The sequence below is a fragment of the Tessaracoccus lacteus genome, from assembly GCF_029917005.1.
In the GTDB taxonomy this organism is placed as follows: Bacteria; Actinomycetota; Actinomycetes; order Propionibacteriales; family Propionibacteriaceae; genus Arachnia; species Arachnia lactea.
This window is the reverse complement of the sequence record NZ_CP123967.1, coordinates 2,661,474-2,677,112: the sequence shown is the minus strand read 5'-3', so window position 1 is coordinate 2,677,112 and position 15,639 is coordinate 2,661,474. Positions and strand designations below refer to the sequence as shown.

The following is a 15,639-nucleotide window of genomic DNA, read 5'->3' as shown; positions in this document are numbered from 1 at the left end:
GCTCACTGACCGGCGGCCGGGCGGAGCACGTAGCCGGCCCCGCGCATGGTGTGGATCATGGGCTCCCGGCCCGCGTCGATCTTCTTGCGCAGGTAGGAGATGTACAGCTCGACGACGTTGGCCTGCCCACCGAAGTCGTAGTTCCAGACCCGGTCGAGGATCTGTGCCTTCGACAGGACCCGCTTCGGGTTGCGCATCAGGAACCGCAGCAGCTCGAACTCCGTCGCGGTCAGGTGGATATGGTCCCCGGCCCTCGTGACCTCATGGGAGTCCTCGTCGAGGATCAGATCCCCGACGACGATCTGGGTGTCGGGGCGAACTGTCGTCGCGCCCGAGCGACGGAGCAGGCCCCGGAGCCGAGCGATGACCTCCTCCAGCGAGAACGGCTTGGTGACGTAGTCGTCACCGCCCGCCGTGAGGCCGGCGATCCGGTCGCTGACACCGTCCTTCGCCGTGAGGAAGATCACCGGCACGTCCGGTTGCTCGGTGCGCACACGGCGCATCACCTCGAGCCCGTCGAAATCGGGCAGCATCATGTCCAGCACGAGCGCATCGGGCTGTACCTCGCGCGCCGCCTTCACGGCGTCAGTGCCGGAGCTGGCCGTGTGGACCTCCCAGCCCTCGTATCGCATGGCCATGGCGAGGAGCTCGATGAGGCTCGGCTCGTCGTCGACCGCGAGGATGCGGATGGGGGTCCCGTCGGGGCGGCTGAGGGGTTCTGTCATGGCCATGAGGCCCACCTTTTCATCTCAGCGTGTTCACAGGCTATGCCCAACCTGTGTCTTACCTGTCAGTTGCTCAGGACGCCGGTTCGGTCTCGATGAGGGGCTCCTGATCTCCGGCCGGTCGGATGAACAGATTGTCCAGGCCGGCGCGCCCCGAGCCGTGCGTCAGGAACACCAGGCCCATCGCGGCCTGCATCGCGTTGTACTCCCAACCCCCCGCCGTGAGGTAGAAGCCCGCGTGCTCGCGGACCGTGAGGATCACGGTGACGTTGAGCACGACCATGCCGAGCCCGATGAGCGGCGTCGCCAACCCGAAGACCAGGAGGACGCCGCCGATCAGCTCGAAGGCGATGGTGGTGACGACGAGCCCCTGCGCGGCAGGGAGTCCCGCGTCGGCCAGGATGGTGACCTGCGCCTCGAGTCCGGACACCTGCCAGCGGTGCCAGCCGTGCGCCACGAGCGTGAGCCCTGCGACGATGCGTGACGCGAGCAGTGCGATGTCGCGGACGACCCTGAGGAAGGTCTGCATCCTGGTTACTCCTTCGGTGGCGTCACTTCCTCGCCCTGGAACAGCTTGCCTGACGAGTGCGTGCCGAGCTTCTCGAGGGCCAACCTACCGACCATCATCTGGTTTGTGACCGCGAGCTGTGATCTTCCGTTGCTGACAAAGGTGATGAACCAGGACAGCAGTGTCGTGATGCGCTGCTTGAAGCCCGCGATGTAGAGCAGATGCAGGAAGAGCCAGGCGGCCCAGGCGATGAAGCCCGTGAGCTTGAACCGCCCCACCAGCGCGACGGCGTCGAACTTGGCGATGGTCGCCATGGAGCCCTTGTCCTTGTATCTGAAAGGCCCCGGGTCGGGGGTGTGGTCGAGGCGGGAGATCAACACCTTCGCGGCGTAGCGCGCGCTCTGGATGGCGCCCTGGGCCACTCCAGGGACGCCAGGGATCGCGGCCATGTCTCCGAGCACGAACACCTCGGGGTGGCCGGGGATGCTCAGGTCGTCGCCGACCACGACGCGGCCGGCACGGTCCAACTCGGCACCGGACTGCTCGGCGATCGTCTTGCCGAGCTCGGAGCCCTGCACGCCGGCCGCCCATACCTTGCAGGCCGACTCGATGTGTTCGACGCTGCCGTCGGCCCTGCGCACGGTGAGGCCCTCGTTGTCGAGGTCCGTGACGATGCTCTCCAGCTGCACCTCGACGCCGAGCTTCTCCAGCACCTTCTGCGTCTTGGCGCCGAGCTCCGGGCCGAAGGGCGGAAGGACCTGCTTGGCCCCGTCGAGCAGGATGACCCGCGCCGAAGCCGGATCGTACGAGCGGAAGCTCTCGCGCAGCGTCGAGCTCGCCAGCTCCCGGATCTGGCCTGCCATCTCCACGCCGGTCGGGCCTGCGCCGACCACGACGAAGGTGAGCAGGCGGCGGCGTTCCTCCGGAGACGCGAACTCGGCGAGCTCGAAGGACTGCAGGATGCGTGAGCGCAGCTCCAACGCGTCGTCGATGGTCTTCATGCCGGGGGCGAAGGTGGCGAAGTGGTCGTTGCCGAAGTAGGACTGGCCGGCTCCCGCCGCGACGATGAGGGAGTCGTAGCTCGTCTCCTGGAAGTCATTGTGGAAACGCCACTTCACGACCTTGTTCGCCAGGTCGATGTCGTCGACGAGGCCGAGCAGGACCCGGGCGTTCTTCTGGTGGCGGAGGATCTCGCGAGTGGGCGGGGCGATGTCGCCGGCCGACAGCATGCCGGTGGCCACCTGGTAGAGCAGCGGCTGGAAGAGGTGGCTGGTCGTCCGTGCGATCAGAGTCACATCGACGTCCGCGCGCTTCAGTGCCTTGGCGGCGAAGAGCCCTCCGAACCCGGATCCGATGATTACCACGTGATGCCTGGGCATGCAGCTCCTTCGAACAGATAGGGATTTCGCCAGGACAGCGTAACCTAATCCCCCCGCCAGCCCTGCATGGAGTCCGACAGACGCTGGGACGTTACGGTAGCGTCAGGCGGCGCACGTCGCCTGGAACGAGTCGGGAGTGGGAACAGGTGCCGTTGACTTGGCTGAGGAGCGCGCCCGAGGAACAGCCCGTGCGACCGTGGTGGTGGGTGTTCGCGGGCCTCATGGGCGTCCTGGTCGTGATGGGGGCCGTCAACGCGGATCTCCACGGGCTCCTTGAGCACCGCGCGTCCTGGTGGCGTCCGCTGGTCACGTTCCCGGCCCACGCGGTCATCCTGCTCGCCTGGTGGCAGCTCGGCCCCCGGTGGAAGCGCCCGCTGCTGACGGCGGCCATCTGGTCCCTGCCGATGATCTTCTCCTTCCCGCTGCACTCACGCGACGTGTACGCCTACGGGGCGACCGGCTGGCAGGTGGACAACGGCTTCGACCCCTACGTCACGACTCTGGGCGCCGCCGGGCAGCCGGGGCTGCTGGTCGGCATCCACTGGTTCGACACCACCTCGGTGTACCCGTCGCTGCAGCTCGACATCTTCGGGCTCCTGTCCCGGCTCGCCGGCGCCGACCTGTACTGGACGACGGTGGCCATGCGCCTCCCGGCCGTGCTGGCTCTCGTGATCCTGGCCTTCGTGCTGCCCGCACTCGCCCGAAGGGTCGGCGTCGATCCCCGCCTCGCGCTCTGGGCCGGGCTCCTGAACCCCGTGATCCTCGTCCAGTGGGTAGGTGGCGTGCACAACGATGCGCTGATGGTCGCGCTCGCCGCCGCCGCGGTGCTCGCCGCCTGCGATCTCGGGTGGCGGGGCTGGCGGGGGCTGGTCGTCGGCGGCCTGCTGCTCGGGCTGGCGATGGGCATCAAACAGTCCGCGGCCCTCTTCGGGCTGGGCCTGGTCGCCGTCGCCTGGCAGCTGCGACGCCGCGAGGGGGACGGCTGGGGCAGGCTCGCCGCCACCGCGGTCGTCCCCGGGGCTATCACGGTGGCCGCCTTCCTCGCCTCGTCGGTCAGCTTCGGCCTCGGATGGCGGAACCCGACGGCCGGCAACCCGATCGAGGCGACGAGCAACGCCCCGCTCAGTTGGGTCGCGTCGTTCTTCCGCTACCACGAGCTGCTGCCGGTCGCCACAGCGAACCAGCTCGTCAGCCTCGCGTCCAGCGTCCTGATCGCCATCGGCATCGTGGTCGTGTGGGTGCTGCTCGGCCCGCGCGGTGACACGGTCGCCAGGCCGTGGCCCTTCCTCGTCGCGGTGCTCGTGGTCGCCTGCGTGTGCGGCCCTGCGCTGCAGCCTTGGTACGTGACGTGGTTCATCCCCTTCTTCGTGCTCTGCCGCCTCGGGGGGCGCTGGAACCGGCTGTGGTTGCTGGGCGTGCTCGCCGCCGGGCTGCTCCCGCCGCTGCAGGACCTCATCTCCCCGTACGTGGCGATGGCGATCCTCGCTGTCCCGCTGTTCCTGATGCTGCGCTCCTGGGGCGGGACCGGCTACTCGCCCCTGCCCGTCGCCTGAGACCGGTGGCCTACGGCGCCGCGACCACGGTGTGATGCCGCGGGCCGCGTCGCGCTCTAGGGTGCCGGCATGGGATCCGATCATGGTGCGACCGAGTTGCGGATCTCGACGAGCGCCGCGGGGACCCCTGTGGTGATCGCATCGATCACGGACTGCATCATCTCCTTGGCCTTCTTCTTGTCGGGCTCCCGGTAGGCGGCGACGATGCGCTGGTAGATGCCCCAAGTCGCTTCGACCTCGACGTGCTCCTCACTCGCGAACACCGCGTCCAGTCGAACGCGCTGCCGGTCGGTGAGCAGGTCCGCGCCGGTGTGCAGGGTGCGGCGGGCCTTGTAGAGAGGGTCGTTCTTCATCCCGCGGCGCCCGAACAGGTCTTGCTGAACGCGTCGTCGGCACTGGTCCAACGCGTCGCCGGCGAGGCGGACGACGTGGAAGGGGTCCATGACCGGGACGGCGTCGGGGAGTTCTTCGGCGGCGGCGGTCTTGAAGCCTGCGAACCCGTCCATCGCGACGACTTCGATCCGCTTGCTCCACTCGGTCGGCCGCGCCGCGAGCCACTGCTTGAACACCGCCTTCGAACGACCCTCGACCATGTCCAGCAGCCGTGCGGGACCCGTCTTCTCACGGGCCGGGGTGAGGTCAATGATCACGGTCACGTACTTGTCACCGACCCTGGTGTGACGCCAGACGTGCTCGTCAACGCCGATCGTGGTCACCCCATCGAACCGGGCAGGGGCCTCGATGAGTCGGCGCTTGCCCTCGGCGAGCACCGCGGTGTTCGCGGCGCTCCAGGACACCCCGAGGCCCGCGGCGACACGGGTCACGGTGAGGTGGTCGATGACGACGCCCCGCAACGCCCACTCCACGCCGAGGCGGGAGATCTTCGCCCGCGGCGCCGCCGCCTTCGTCATGTCCTGCCGCCACGCCCGTCGACAGTGCGCGCACCGGTACCGGCGCACCCGCACCAGCAGCGTCGTCGGCCGATGCCCGAACGGCTCATGCGCGAGCCGACGCGTCACTGTGTCTCTCGGCACGCCCTCAGCGCCGCACCTCCGGCACCACGGGTCCGTCTCGACTGGCCGGCACTCGATCGTAGCCCGATCCGGCTCGATCAACTGGCCGATGGCGACCATACCGAGCTCGTCGAGGCGGCAGAACGTGGTCAGGTCAGGGGTCGCGAACGTAGGGTGGAGCACGTCGAGGTCTTTCGGCGATGGTGAGCGTGAAGAACTTCCATCATCCGGGAGACCTCGGCCCCTACCCGGCCACCGACGCGCTCAACCGACTACACCCTCGTTCGTGAAGAGCCGGCTTACCCCGTGGACACATGCTGTGGCATCCACGGGGTCGCTCCTTTCGTGGCCTGAAGGCGGCCGGGCTGTTGGTCCGCTGGTTGGAGTCTGATGAACTGGCGGTGCGCGAACACCTGTCTGGCTCCCCGCTGGTGCTGATGACGGCAGCCGTCGATGGGTGCGTTGAGTGGTACTTCGATGCGCTTGTGGGGAATTTCACGGGATCACCTCCGCGCACTGCCGCAGTCCTACATAATGTAGTAGAGACGCTCGGACGGAGGCTCCCGTGCAGGGCTCAGCCAATATGACCAGGGAGAACGCTCCCGCGCCCCTTCCGGCGGATCGGGTTGATTCTCTGCAATCATCGGGTGCGTCTCTCGGGATCATTCTTACGCGGTCTTGCCCTGCGCGCTGCACCATGTGTATTACATCGAGTGGGCCTGAAGCGCATGCTTGGATGGATGAGAGCCTCATCCACGAGATTCTCTGCCAAGCCGCACCGCTGACGAGTATCCAGTCGATCGCATTAACCGGGGGTGAACCGTTCTCGCGGTTCAGACTGTTGAGTCGTGTGGTTGCTGCATGTCACGACCTGGGAATGGACGTTAATATAACGACGAATGCCTACTGGGCCACTGACACGCGTCGTATAGCGGCACGTCTACAACTCCTCTCGGATACCGGGCGCATAAGTCTGACGACATCCACGGACCTCTTTCATCAGGAGTTCGTGCCCCTGGTGCGTGTGAAGCGTCTAGTGGCAGTCGCGAGAAGGCTCGGAATCGCGGTGGCCGTGAACAAAGTGCTGCAGCGCGAGGATCGGGGAGATACCGACAGTGGGTGGTGGGCGAGCCAAGGCATCACGGTGGCTGCCTCGCAGTTCGTTCCAGTAGGACGTGCCGCAGATCTACCCGCCGATACATGGGTGGCTGAGCTTCGGCCTGAGCTATTGGCCGGGCCTTGCAACGCTGCGACACGCAGCGTCACCGTGGATGTTGATGGCGCCGCATATGTGTGCTGCGGCTTACTCATCCGCGAGCACATCATTGGCAGATTTCCCACCGATTCACTGGTTGACATTGTCACCCGGGCCACGAGCAGCCCGGTTCAGCAGGCGTTGGCAGAACTTGGTCCAATCGGCGTCGCGCAAGTTCTTTCAGCCGATGTCCGCGGCGCACGCTCACAGTGCGGTGCGTGCCTACAACTCATCCGAAACCGCTCTGTTGACCTTCTGGATTTGGATGAAGCTCAGCAAATGACGCTGCAGCTTGCAGCCCGGTACCTTCAAAGGAGAAGAGCTCATGCGAATCGCTCTGGTGCAAATGCCACCGCTCAATGACGATCGTCCATCACTTGGCCTGAGTCTCGTCGCCTCAGCTGCTCGAAGCAGTGGCCACACAGTAGAGATGCTCTACAGCAACCTGCATTGCGCCCACTCGATTGGAGTCGACCTCTACAGGGAGTTGTGCGGTGCACCGAATGACTCGCTCTTGGCAGACATCGCATTTGTTAGGGCGGTGAATCCGACGTTGGACATACAGCCGCTCATGGATATCTTGAATCAGCGCATGGGCGAAGTCTTCGATGTGAAGCGTCTGGGCGATACCTTAGAGCGTGCTTACGCTCCGCTCTCACGGTTCCTCGATGAGGAGACGCGCCGAATTGCCTCTGGCTCCTACGACGTCATCGGGCTCACTGCGGTGTTCGCGCTCTTCCCAACTATCATCGCGATCAAGAAGCTACGCGAACACGGCTTCGATGGAGAGATCATTCTGGGTGGATCACACTGCGAGGGCCCAATGGGACCCGCACTCCTCGAACTCGTACCGGAACTCGACCACGTGGTGCGTGGATACGCCGAGCAGTCGTTCCCAGCGCTGCTCCACCGCATCTCTTGCGGCCAGTCTGCGGTCGGTGTACCAGGAGTGGTCACCCGGCATGGAAGCCAGGTTGTAGCCGGCCCCGCTGCCGCGCCGCTGCACATGGACGCGCTTCCCCGCGTTGACTATCGCCATTGGTTTGCTGAGCGTGAGGCCCTCGGGCTAGGTAAGGCCGACACCGCGTGGGTCCCAGTCGAGACCGCACTCGGCTGTTGGTATGGACAGGCGCAGCAATGCACCTTCTGTGGGCTGAACGGTGAGCAGATTGCCTTCGCCAGCAAGTCCGCCGAACGGGCATTCGAGGAGTTCCGAGATGTAGCCGAGTCTGGCGGTCGGTTTGTCTACACCACAGATCCGATCATCGAGAGAAGCTACTTCGGTAGCCTCTTGCCAAAGCTGGCAGAGGCGCAGCTGCCTTTGACTATCTTCTACGAGGTCAAATCCAACATCAGTGACAATGATGTGCGCGCGCTTTCTCAGGCGGGAGTGCGCGCGATACAGCCGGGCATCGAAAGTCTCAGCTCTCATGTGCTGCAACTGATGCGAAAAGGTGTGCGACCGTATCAGAATATTCGCGTTCTCATCAGCGCAGCCCGACATGGAGTCGGAGTGGGGTGGAATCTGCTCTACGGTTTCCCCGATGAAGAGCCTGAGGACTACGACGCAATGGAAGCGCTTATCCCTCTCCTGTATCACTTGGAACCCCCTGGAATCATTGACGGTGCTGGGGGATGGGTTCGCTTGGATCGCTTCAGTCCGATGTTCAATGCGCCACATGATTTTGGGCTCGAGAACGTTCGGCCTCACCCTATATTCGCAGATCTCTGGGATGCCGTTGCCGCCTCACCAGACGCTCGCTCCGTGTTCGATGCTTGTTACTACTTCGACTATGAGTATTCAGATGGGAGGACCCCCCGCACCTACGTGACTGGTGTCATGGCCGAGTTGCAGAGATGGCACGCGGTGTACCGCCAGGCGTTCCTAGTCGGAGCCACTCTCCAAGGGAAGCTATGGGTGCTGGATACACGGGACCCCAGCGATCCACGCCGGCTGAGTATGTCTGGAGTCGATGCATGGCTGCTGACAGCGTGTGCCTCGGGGGCTAGTCCCCGGCGCATCGCTGAGGAGAGCATCTCGGCGGGCTTTGCTTCCAGAGAGGTTGCGGACGCACTCGACCGGCTAACTGATCTCGGTCTTCTCGTGCTCCTCGACCAGCGCTATCTGAGTCTAGTTGTTCGGCTTGATGAGTTCGTTCCGACGGAGGTCCCGGTTCCCCTGGTGTGGTCGGCCCTCGAAGTCGCTGCGAAGAACCGCATGGCTAGCCCCACACCCAATCCCCTTGCAACGCGAAATGAACGAGAGGAGGTGTTACATGAATCAGTCCAGTGAGATTCTAGGCAGGCTAGCAACGGACCCGGAATTCCGTGAGGAATTCAGATACGGCCGCGAGGAGGTACTCGCCCGCTTCGAGGAAGTGACCGGTCCAGAAAGGCAAGCTTTCCTAGACCTTGAGCTGTCCGTTCTCGAGACGATCGCTGATCCTCGGCTGCCACCCGTTGAGTGCAGAATCCTACAGATCGCATGGTGAGTCCAGTCTTGTAAGGAGGAGTGACCAAATGTCAGATGCCACGATGCTGCTGGAGCGTCTCGCGGACGAAGATGCTCTACGGGCAGAGTTCACCTGCAAGACGCAAGATGTACTCGACCGCTTTGTGCTGTCGGAGGAGGAGAGGAGGGCATTCATGTCGCTGGATCTAGACGATGTGGATGGCCTCGGGACCCAAGGGTTCCGACCAATTGAGTGCCGAATCCTTCGCGTGACATGGTAGTTGAGCCACCGGTGGGTGGGGTGGGATCAGGTCCTGGGCCTGCTCCCACCCCGTCCGCATACCGCTGGTGGCTGGCATCCGACTCATCAGCTGCTGCAGCCACTGGTCTGCGGGACTTTGTGCTGCCGCTTCTGGCACTCATGGTCACCGGGTCGGCTGCCCAAGCGGGCCTCGTCGGCACGGTTCAGGCTGTCCTCACTCAGGCTTTTCTCATACCCGGTGGGCTGATCATTGATCGATTCGACCGCAAGCGACTTATTGTCCTCAGCGGCGTGATTAACGCCGTTGTGCTGTTCCTACTCGCGGTCCTGGGATGGTCCGGACAACTGTCTCTCGGCGTCCTGCTGGGGGCAGCAGCGGTCTTCGGATTGACCAGCGGGTGGCTGGGGGAAGCCAGCGATGCCCTCCTGCGGAGCGTGGTGACAGTGGAGCGCTATCCCCAGGCCATTACGGTCAATGAGGGCCGCGATGCGGCGTTACGGCTCGCAGCCGCCCCTGTCGGTGGTTTTCTTCTGGGTATCGCAACTGGCGCGAGCCTCGCGATAGCGGCAGCGCTTCAGTGCCTCTCGGCCATACTGATTCGCCCGCTGCGAGTTGCCCCTACGGGTGGTGAGAAGGCGCAAGGTGCATTGGGCCTCATGGTGGAGGCAGTCAGGTGGCTTCGGCATCGACCCCGCGCGTTACTCCTCGCGTTGTTGGTGGGCGCTGTCAACTTCAGTGTCAGCGGTGTGATGACGACTACTCAGTTCACGGCTGTCGCTCGTACTGGCCGTGCACTGGACGCGGGCCTGCTCACAACGGCGGCAGGTATCTCGGTCATCGTCGGGGCCATCGTGGCTGGTGTTGTTATCCGTCAGATTCGCACCGGGTTCGTGATCTCTCTGACGTTCTTGTGGCTCGCCGTCGGTATGGCGGGGATCGCCGTGTTCAACAGTGGTGCTCCGCTTGTCGTCCTCCTGATGCTGACATTCCTTGGTGTGCCTGCTATCAATGCCGCCATGGCTGGGTACTTCTTTGCTTCTACTCCAGAGTCAATGCAGGGAAGAGCCCAGGCGTTGCTGGCGACGTTTTCGGTGGGCATCGGTGCTGTGGCGCCCTTCTTGGTTGGGCTCGCATTGCAGGGCTTCGGTCCGACTGTGGCCTACACTGTCGCGCTCAGCCCGATGCTGGTCGCGCTGGGCGTCTCAGTTTTTGCAAAGCGTATAAGGGAGATACCGCGCCCTGCCCAGTGGCGGGATCTGCCACTCTGATTCTCGCAACTTGGCTACATGTCGGCGGTGTCGTGGTGTCGCGCGTCAGACTTAGTGGCAGGGCCGTTATGTAGGTCCTGAAGGAGAGTCCGACATGGGGGCTCTTCTGACTTGAGCGTGGGGTGAGCGTGGCCGGCGGGGTCGGCGTGTTGGAGCGGGTGTGAGGGGCGAGGCCCTCAAGAATCGGGGTTACCACACCACCTGATCCGCAAGGACCTTGCCGATGCCCGATCCTACGTCCTGCCGTTGCGTTGGCGGCGTGTACTGCCAGCGCTGTGATCATCTTGTCGGGCTTCCCGGCCTTCATGTGACCGCGTCGACCGCGACGACCGCCGGCTCAGGGTCCAGGTCGAATCGTCGCCGCCTGCAGTGATGGGCTGCCCGACGTGCGGGGTGGTCGCGCACGCTCACGGCCGGCAGTCCGTCCGGCTGATCGACGCCCCGTGCTTCGGTTCCCCGGTCAGGCTGGTGTGGCGGAAGCGTCGCTGGTTGTGTCCGGAGCCGTCGTGCCCGACCGGCACATTCCTCGAGCAGGACCCCAGCGTCGCGGGGCGGCGGGCGTTGCTCACGACCCGGGCCGTCGGTTGGGCGGTCGGGCAGATGCGCAGGGAGAACGCCTCGGTCCAGGGCCTGGCCCGCCAGTTGGGCTGTGCCTGGAAGACCCTGTGGCGGGCCACCCGCCCGGTCCTCGAGGCCGCCGCCAACGATGAGTCCCGCTTCGCCGGGGTCACGGAGCTGGGCGTCGACGAACACATCGTGGCACCACGTCTCCACGAGGCCGCTGGAGCAGGGCGGTCTGGGGCCGAAAAGGTTCACCGGCATGGTCGATCTCACCCGCGACAAGCACGGACGCGTGAGGGCCCGGCTGCTGGACCTGGTCCCCGGACGCTCCGGCGACGCCTACAAGACCTGGCTGATCGACCGCGGCGAAATGTTCCGCACGAGCGTGAAGGTCGCGACGTTGGATCCGTTCCACGGCTACAAGAACGCCATCGATGACCAGCTCGAGGACGCGGTCGTGATGCTCGACGCCTTCCACGTCGTGAACCTCGCCACCGCAGCCGTCGACGAGGTCCGCCGCCGGATCCAGCAGGACATCCACGGCCACCGCGGCCGCAAGAACGATCCGCTCTATCGGATCCGCAACCTGCTCCGCGCCGGCGAGGAACACCTCACCGACCGGCAGAAGGCACTGCTCCAGGCCGCGTTCGCCGCCCACAACGACCACGTCTCCGTCGAGGTCGCCTGGGGATGCCCCCCCAACAGGTCAGATCGATCTACCACCAGACCAGCCCCGCCGACGGCCGCCGCATCGCTGAACAGATCCTCACGTCGTTCCCGACCTGCCCGATCCCCGAGATCGCCCGCCTCGGCAGAACCCTGAACCAGTGGAGAGACGCGTTCCTCGGCTACTTCATCGGCTCTTCACAGATGACGGTGGGTGATGGGGTGAACCGCACTGGGTCTGACTCGTCAGCCTCGCCTCCACCGTCCTGATCGCCATCGGCATCGTGGTCGTGTGGGTGCTGCTCGGCCCGCGCGGTGACACGGTCGCCAGGCCGTGGCCCTTCCTCGTCGCGGTGCTCGTGGTCGCTTGCGTGTGCGGCCCTGCGCTGCAGCCCTGGTACGTGACGTGGTTCATTCCTTTCTTCGTGCTGTGCCGACTCGGGGCGCGCTGGAACCGGTTGTGGCTGCTGGGCGTGCTCGCCGCCGGGCTGCTGCCGCCGCTGCAGGACCTCATCTCCCCGTACGTGGCGATGGCGATCCTCGCTGTCCCGCTGTTCCTGATGCTGCGCTCCTGGGGCAGGACCGGCTACTCGCCCCTGCCCGTCGCCTGAGACCGGTGGCCTACGGCGCCGCGACCACGGTGTGATGCCTCGCCCCGCGTCGCGCACTAGGGTTCCCGCATGGGATCGGAGCAGTGGGCCGTCGAGGCGACAGGCCTCGTGAAGCGGTACGGCGGTCGCGCCGTCCTCGATGGGCTGAGCCTTCGGGTGCCGCGCGGCGGCGTGCACGGGTTGCTCGGCCCCAATGGTTCCGGCAAGACCACCACCATCCGCATCCTGCTCGGGCTCGCTCGCGCGACGCAGGGTCACGCGACGATCCTCGGGCACGATGTGCCCCGCGATCTGCCACACGTCATCGGCCGCGTCGGCGCCATCGTCGAGTCGCCCAAGTTCGCGCCCCGGATGACCGGCCGCCAGAACCTCGACGTCCTTGCCGTGTCGATCGGACAGCCCCGTCGCCGGGTCATGGAGGTGCTGCTGGAGGTCAGCCTCGTCGCTGACGCCGACCGTCGCTTCGGCACCTACTCGCTCGGCATGAAGCAGCGCCTCGCCATCGCCGCGACGCTCCTCAAGAGCCCGGAACTGCTGATCTTCGACGAGCCGACGAACGGCCTCGACCCCGTCGGCATCCACGAGATCCGCTCCACGATGCGGGGTCTTGCCGACGCCGGACGGACCGTGCTCGTCAGCTCGCACATCCTGAGCGAGGTGGAGCAGATCGCCGACTCGATGTCGATCATCGCCCGCGGTCGACTCGTCGCCGAGGGGTCCATGGACGACTTCCTCCGCAGCGGCACGCCTCACGTCCGCGTCGTCGTCGACGATGACGTGCGCGCGGCCGAGGTGCTGCGCTCCGCAGGCTGGCGGGTCGAGTCCCAGGATGCGGGCCTGCGCATCACCTGCCGAGACGGGCGCGAGCCGGACCCCGCCTGCGTCGCGCGGGCTCTCGGCGCCGCGGACCTGTGGCCGCGTGAGCTGAGGGCCGACCGGCACAGCCTCGAGCAGGTGTTCCTCGAACTGACCGCGGACACGAACCTGCCGAGCCGGGAGGCCGCCTGATGTTCGTGGACCTGCTCAGGGCCGAGGTCGTCCGGCTCCGCTACCGCCGCCGCGCCACCTGGAGCGTGCTGCTGATGGTGCTGATCGGGGTGCTGCTTCCGACGCAGTGGATGCCCAACGCGCAGCCGCTGACCTCGGCGGAGATCGCGGAGGCCCGGGCCTGGCTGCAGTCGGACACGGCGGCCGGCTACTGCCCCGACGGCTGCACCCTCGACCAGTATCTCCGCACCGTCCTCGACTTCGAGGACGTGGCGCGGAGCGTCGCGGAGAGCGGACTGTTCGTCGCGTTCGTCGTCTTCTTCATCGTGGTCACCTACGTCGGCTCCGACTTCGCCTCCGGCGCGCTCGCAACGCAGCTGACCTTCACCCCGAGGCGCCCCGCGGTGCTGGCGGCCCGCACCTGCGGCGCGGCGCTCCTCGGCGGCGCTCTGATGACCGTCGCGACCCTCACCAGCAGCTCCGTGTCGATCGTCTGGTACCTGGCGCTGCATGGGTTCGGGTCCGTGGGCGCAGGCGAAGGGCTGCTGGCGGCCCTCTGGTCCGCGATGCTGTACGGGATTCTGCTCGGGGCCGTGGGTGCGCTGCTGGTGTTCTGCCTGGGTGGATCCGCGCTGGCGAGCGGCCTGGCCTTCCTCACGCTGGTCACCGAGGTCATCGTCGAGGGAATCAGCCCGACCACGCCGGCCTGGTGGATTTACCACGTGTCGCCCGTCTGGCAGGGCCAGGCGCTCCTGGCCGGGTCTGCCATGTACACCGCCGAGTACACCCGATCGGACATCACGCGGCCGGAGGCGATCGGCTACCACCTCGTCGTGATCGCGCTGCTCGCGACGGCCGCGCTCATCTCCTTCAACCGCCGCGACGTGCGGGGCTGACCGCCGCCGCGGCGACGGCGCGGGCACACGGGGGCCGGCGGATAGACTGCCCGCCATGCGCTACGTCTCGACCCGCTCCGACGCGCCCTCCCGTCCGTTCAGCGACATCCTGCTCGCCGGCCTCGCGCCCGACGGGGGCCTGTACCTGCCCGAGGAGTACCCGCAGGTCGACGCCGAGACCCTGGCGCGCTGGCGGTCCGTGCTCCGCGACGAGGGTTACGCGGCGCTGGCCTTCGAGGTCGTGTCCATGTTCGTCGACGACATCCCCGCCGAGGATCTGCGTGGCATCACGGCCCGCGCGTACGAGCCGTCGAAGTTCCTCGACCCGGCGATCGTGCCGGTCTCGCAGCTGAGCGACGGCATGTGGCTCGCGCACCTGAGCAACGGGCCGTCCGCTGCCTTCAAGGACATGGCGATGCAGCTGCTCGGCGAGCTGTTCCCCTACGAGCTGGCCCGCCGCGGCGAGACCATCACGATCCTCGGCGCCACCTCCGGAGACACGGGCAGCTCAGCCGAGTACGCGCTGCGCGGCAAGCCCGGAGTGAAGGTCTTCATGTTGTCCCCGGCCGGACGCATGTCGCCGTTCCAGCAGGCCCAGATGTTCTCGATCGACGACCCGGCCATCGTGAATCTGGCCGTCGAGGGCGTCTTCGACGACTGCCAGGACCTCGTCAAGGAGATCAACGCCGACGCGGCCTTCAAGCTGAAGCACCGCATCGGCGCCGTGAACTCCATCAACTGGGCCAGGCTGATGGCGCAGGTCGTCTACTACTTCGCCGCCTGGCTGCAGGTCAGCGACGGGGGCCCGGTCAGCTTCTGCGTGCCGTCCGGCAACTTCGGCAACATCGCCGCGGGTCATATCGCCCGCGAGATGGGGCTGCCCATCGACAGGCTGATCCTCGCCACCAACGAGAACAACGTCCTGGAGGAGTTCTTCCGCACGGGCGTCTACCGGGTCCGTGGCTCGGCGGAGACCCTGGCGACCAGCTCCCCGTCGATGGACATCTCCAAAGCCTCGAACTTCGAGCGCTTCATCTTTGACCTGCTCGGCCGCGACGCGGACCGGGTCCGCCAGTTGTTCTCGCAGGAGCTGCCGGCCAACGGCTGCTTCGACCTGTCCGGCACTCCGGAGTTCGCGGCCCAGGCGGAGAGGTTCGGTTTCGTTGCGGGAGCCTCCTCCCATGCGGATCGGCTGGCCGAGATCCGCCGCGTGCACGAGGCCGACGGCTACACCGTCGACCCGCACACCGCGGACGGCGTCCACGTAGCGCGGGGGCTGGCCGGGGCGTCGCCCGTGATCGTGCTCGAGACAGCCCTCCCTGTGAAGTTCGCCGAAACGATCGTCGAGGCGCTCGGGAGCCAGCCCGATCGCCCGGCGCGCTTCGACGGCATCGAGGACCTCCCGCGCCACGTCACGCAGATCCCCGCCGATGCGGACGCGGTGCGGGCCGCGATCGAGGCCGCCGGCTGACCCCGCCCGCTGGGGCTTGTCAGCGCCCCTC

The 15,639-nt window shown here is 66.2% G+C and carries 13 protein-coding genes and 2 pseudogenes; 11 read left to right on the top strand and 4 right to left on the bottom strand.

Going from position 1 to position 15,639, the window contains the following annotated elements; genetic code table 11:
• Nucleotides 1-2: 2 nt before the first annotated feature.
• From QH948_RS12480 to QH948_RS12470, 3 genes are all read right to left on the bottom strand, one after another.
• A complete protein-coding gene (locus QH948_RS12480) occupies nucleotides 3-731 on the bottom strand; it encodes a response regulator transcription factor (RefSeq protein WP_281144683.1) in 729 nt (242 codons plus the stop codon).
• Between the two features lie 67 nt (nucleotides 732-798).
• Nucleotides 799-1,254, bottom strand: coding sequence for a DoxX family protein (locus tag QH948_RS12475; protein ID WP_281144682.1), 456 nt, complete (start codon nucleotides 1,252-1,254; stop codon nucleotides 799-801).
• A gap of 5 nt (nucleotides 1,255-1,259) precedes the next feature.
• A complete protein-coding gene (locus QH948_RS12470) occupies nucleotides 1,260-2,612 on the bottom strand; it encodes an NAD(P)/FAD-dependent oxidoreductase (protein ID WP_281144681.1) in 1,353 nt (450 codons plus the stop codon).
• 188 nt (nucleotides 2,613-2,800) lie between these two features.
• On the opposite strand from QH948_RS12470, the gene mptB reads away from it, so the two are divergent.
• Entirely contained in the window at nucleotides 2,801-4,165 is a 1,365-nt protein-coding gene (mptB, locus tag QH948_RS12465) for a polyprenol phosphomannose-dependent alpha 1,6 mannosyltransferase MptB (RefSeq protein ID WP_281144680.1), read from the top strand.
• A 98-nt stretch (nucleotides 4,166-4,263) separates the two neighbouring features.
• Here the strand turns inward: mptB and QH948_RS12460 are convergent.
• Nucleotides 4,264-5,361 (bottom strand): annotated as a pseudogene (locus tag QH948_RS12460) (ISL3 family transposase); the annotation flags it as partial.
• A 400-nt stretch (nucleotides 5,362-5,761) separates the two neighbouring features.
• Here QH948_RS12460 and QH948_RS12455 point away from each other — a divergent pair.
• The 10 genes and pseudogenes from QH948_RS12455 to thrC all read left to right on the top strand — a co-directional run bounded on the left by QH948_RS12455 (nucleotide 5,762) and on the right by thrC (nucleotide 15,608).
• Nucleotides 5,762-6,796, top strand: a complete 1,035-nt coding sequence (locus tag QH948_RS12455) for a radical SAM/SPASM domain-containing protein (protein WP_348634926.1) — start codon at nucleotides 5,762-5,764, stop codon at nucleotides 6,794-6,796.
• On the top strand, nucleotides 6,759-8,726 hold the full coding sequence (locus QH948_RS12450) for a RiPP maturation radical SAM C-methyltransferase (protein ID WP_348634925.1): 1,968 nt from the start codon (nucleotides 6,759-6,761) through the stop codon (nucleotides 8,724-8,726). The genes QH948_RS12455 and QH948_RS12450 overlap by 38 nt, the downstream gene beginning before the upstream one ends.
• Entirely contained in the window at nucleotides 8,710-8,925 is a 216-nt protein-coding gene (locus QH948_RS12445; RefSeq protein WP_281144678.1) for a hypothetical protein, read from the top strand. The genes QH948_RS12450 and QH948_RS12445 overlap by 17 nt, the downstream gene beginning before the upstream one ends.
• Nucleotides 8,926-9,285: 360 nt before the next feature.
• The gene (locus QH948_RS12440; protein ID WP_281144677.1) at nucleotides 9,286-10,416 is read left to right on the top strand and encodes an MFS transporter; all 1,131 of its coding nucleotides are present in this window, start codon (nucleotides 9,286-9,288) and stop codon (nucleotides 10,414-10,416) included.
• A 372-nt stretch (nucleotides 10,417-10,788) separates the two neighbouring features.
• Nucleotides 10,789-11,031 (top strand): annotated as a pseudogene (locus QH948_RS12435) (transposase family protein); the annotation flags it as partial.
• A 205-nt stretch (nucleotides 11,032-11,236) separates the two neighbouring features.
• Nucleotides 11,237-11,800, top strand: a complete 564-nt coding sequence (locus tag QH948_RS12430; protein ID WP_281144676.1) for a transposase — start codon at nucleotides 11,237-11,239, stop codon at nucleotides 11,798-11,800.
• A 127-nt stretch (nucleotides 11,801-11,927) separates the two neighbouring features.
• The gene (locus tag QH948_RS12425) at nucleotides 11,928-12,254 is read left to right on the top strand and encodes a hypothetical protein (protein ID WP_281144675.1); all 327 of its coding nucleotides are present in this window, start codon (nucleotides 11,928-11,930) and stop codon (nucleotides 12,252-12,254) included.
• Between the two features lie 69 nt (nucleotides 12,255-12,323).
• Nucleotides 12,324-13,262 carry an ABC transporter ATP-binding protein gene (locus QH948_RS12420; RefSeq protein ID WP_281144674.1) on the top strand — a complete coding sequence of 313 codons (939 nt, stop codon included), beginning with the start codon at nucleotides 12,324-12,326 and terminating at the stop codon, nucleotides 13,260-13,262.
• Nucleotides 13,262-14,137 (top strand): hypothetical protein, encoded by an 876-nt coding sequence (locus QH948_RS12415; RefSeq protein WP_281144673.1) that lies wholly within the window; start codon nucleotides 13,262-13,264, stop codon nucleotides 14,135-14,137. Before QH948_RS12420 ends, QH948_RS12415 begins: the two co-directional genes overlap by 1 nt.
• Before the next feature lie 55 nt (nucleotides 14,138-14,192).
• A complete protein-coding gene (gene thrC, locus QH948_RS12410) occupies nucleotides 14,193-15,608 on the top strand; it encodes a threonine synthase (protein ID WP_281144672.1) in 1,416 nt (471 codons plus the stop codon).
• The last annotated feature ends 31 nt before the right edge of the window (nucleotides 15,609-15,639 follow it).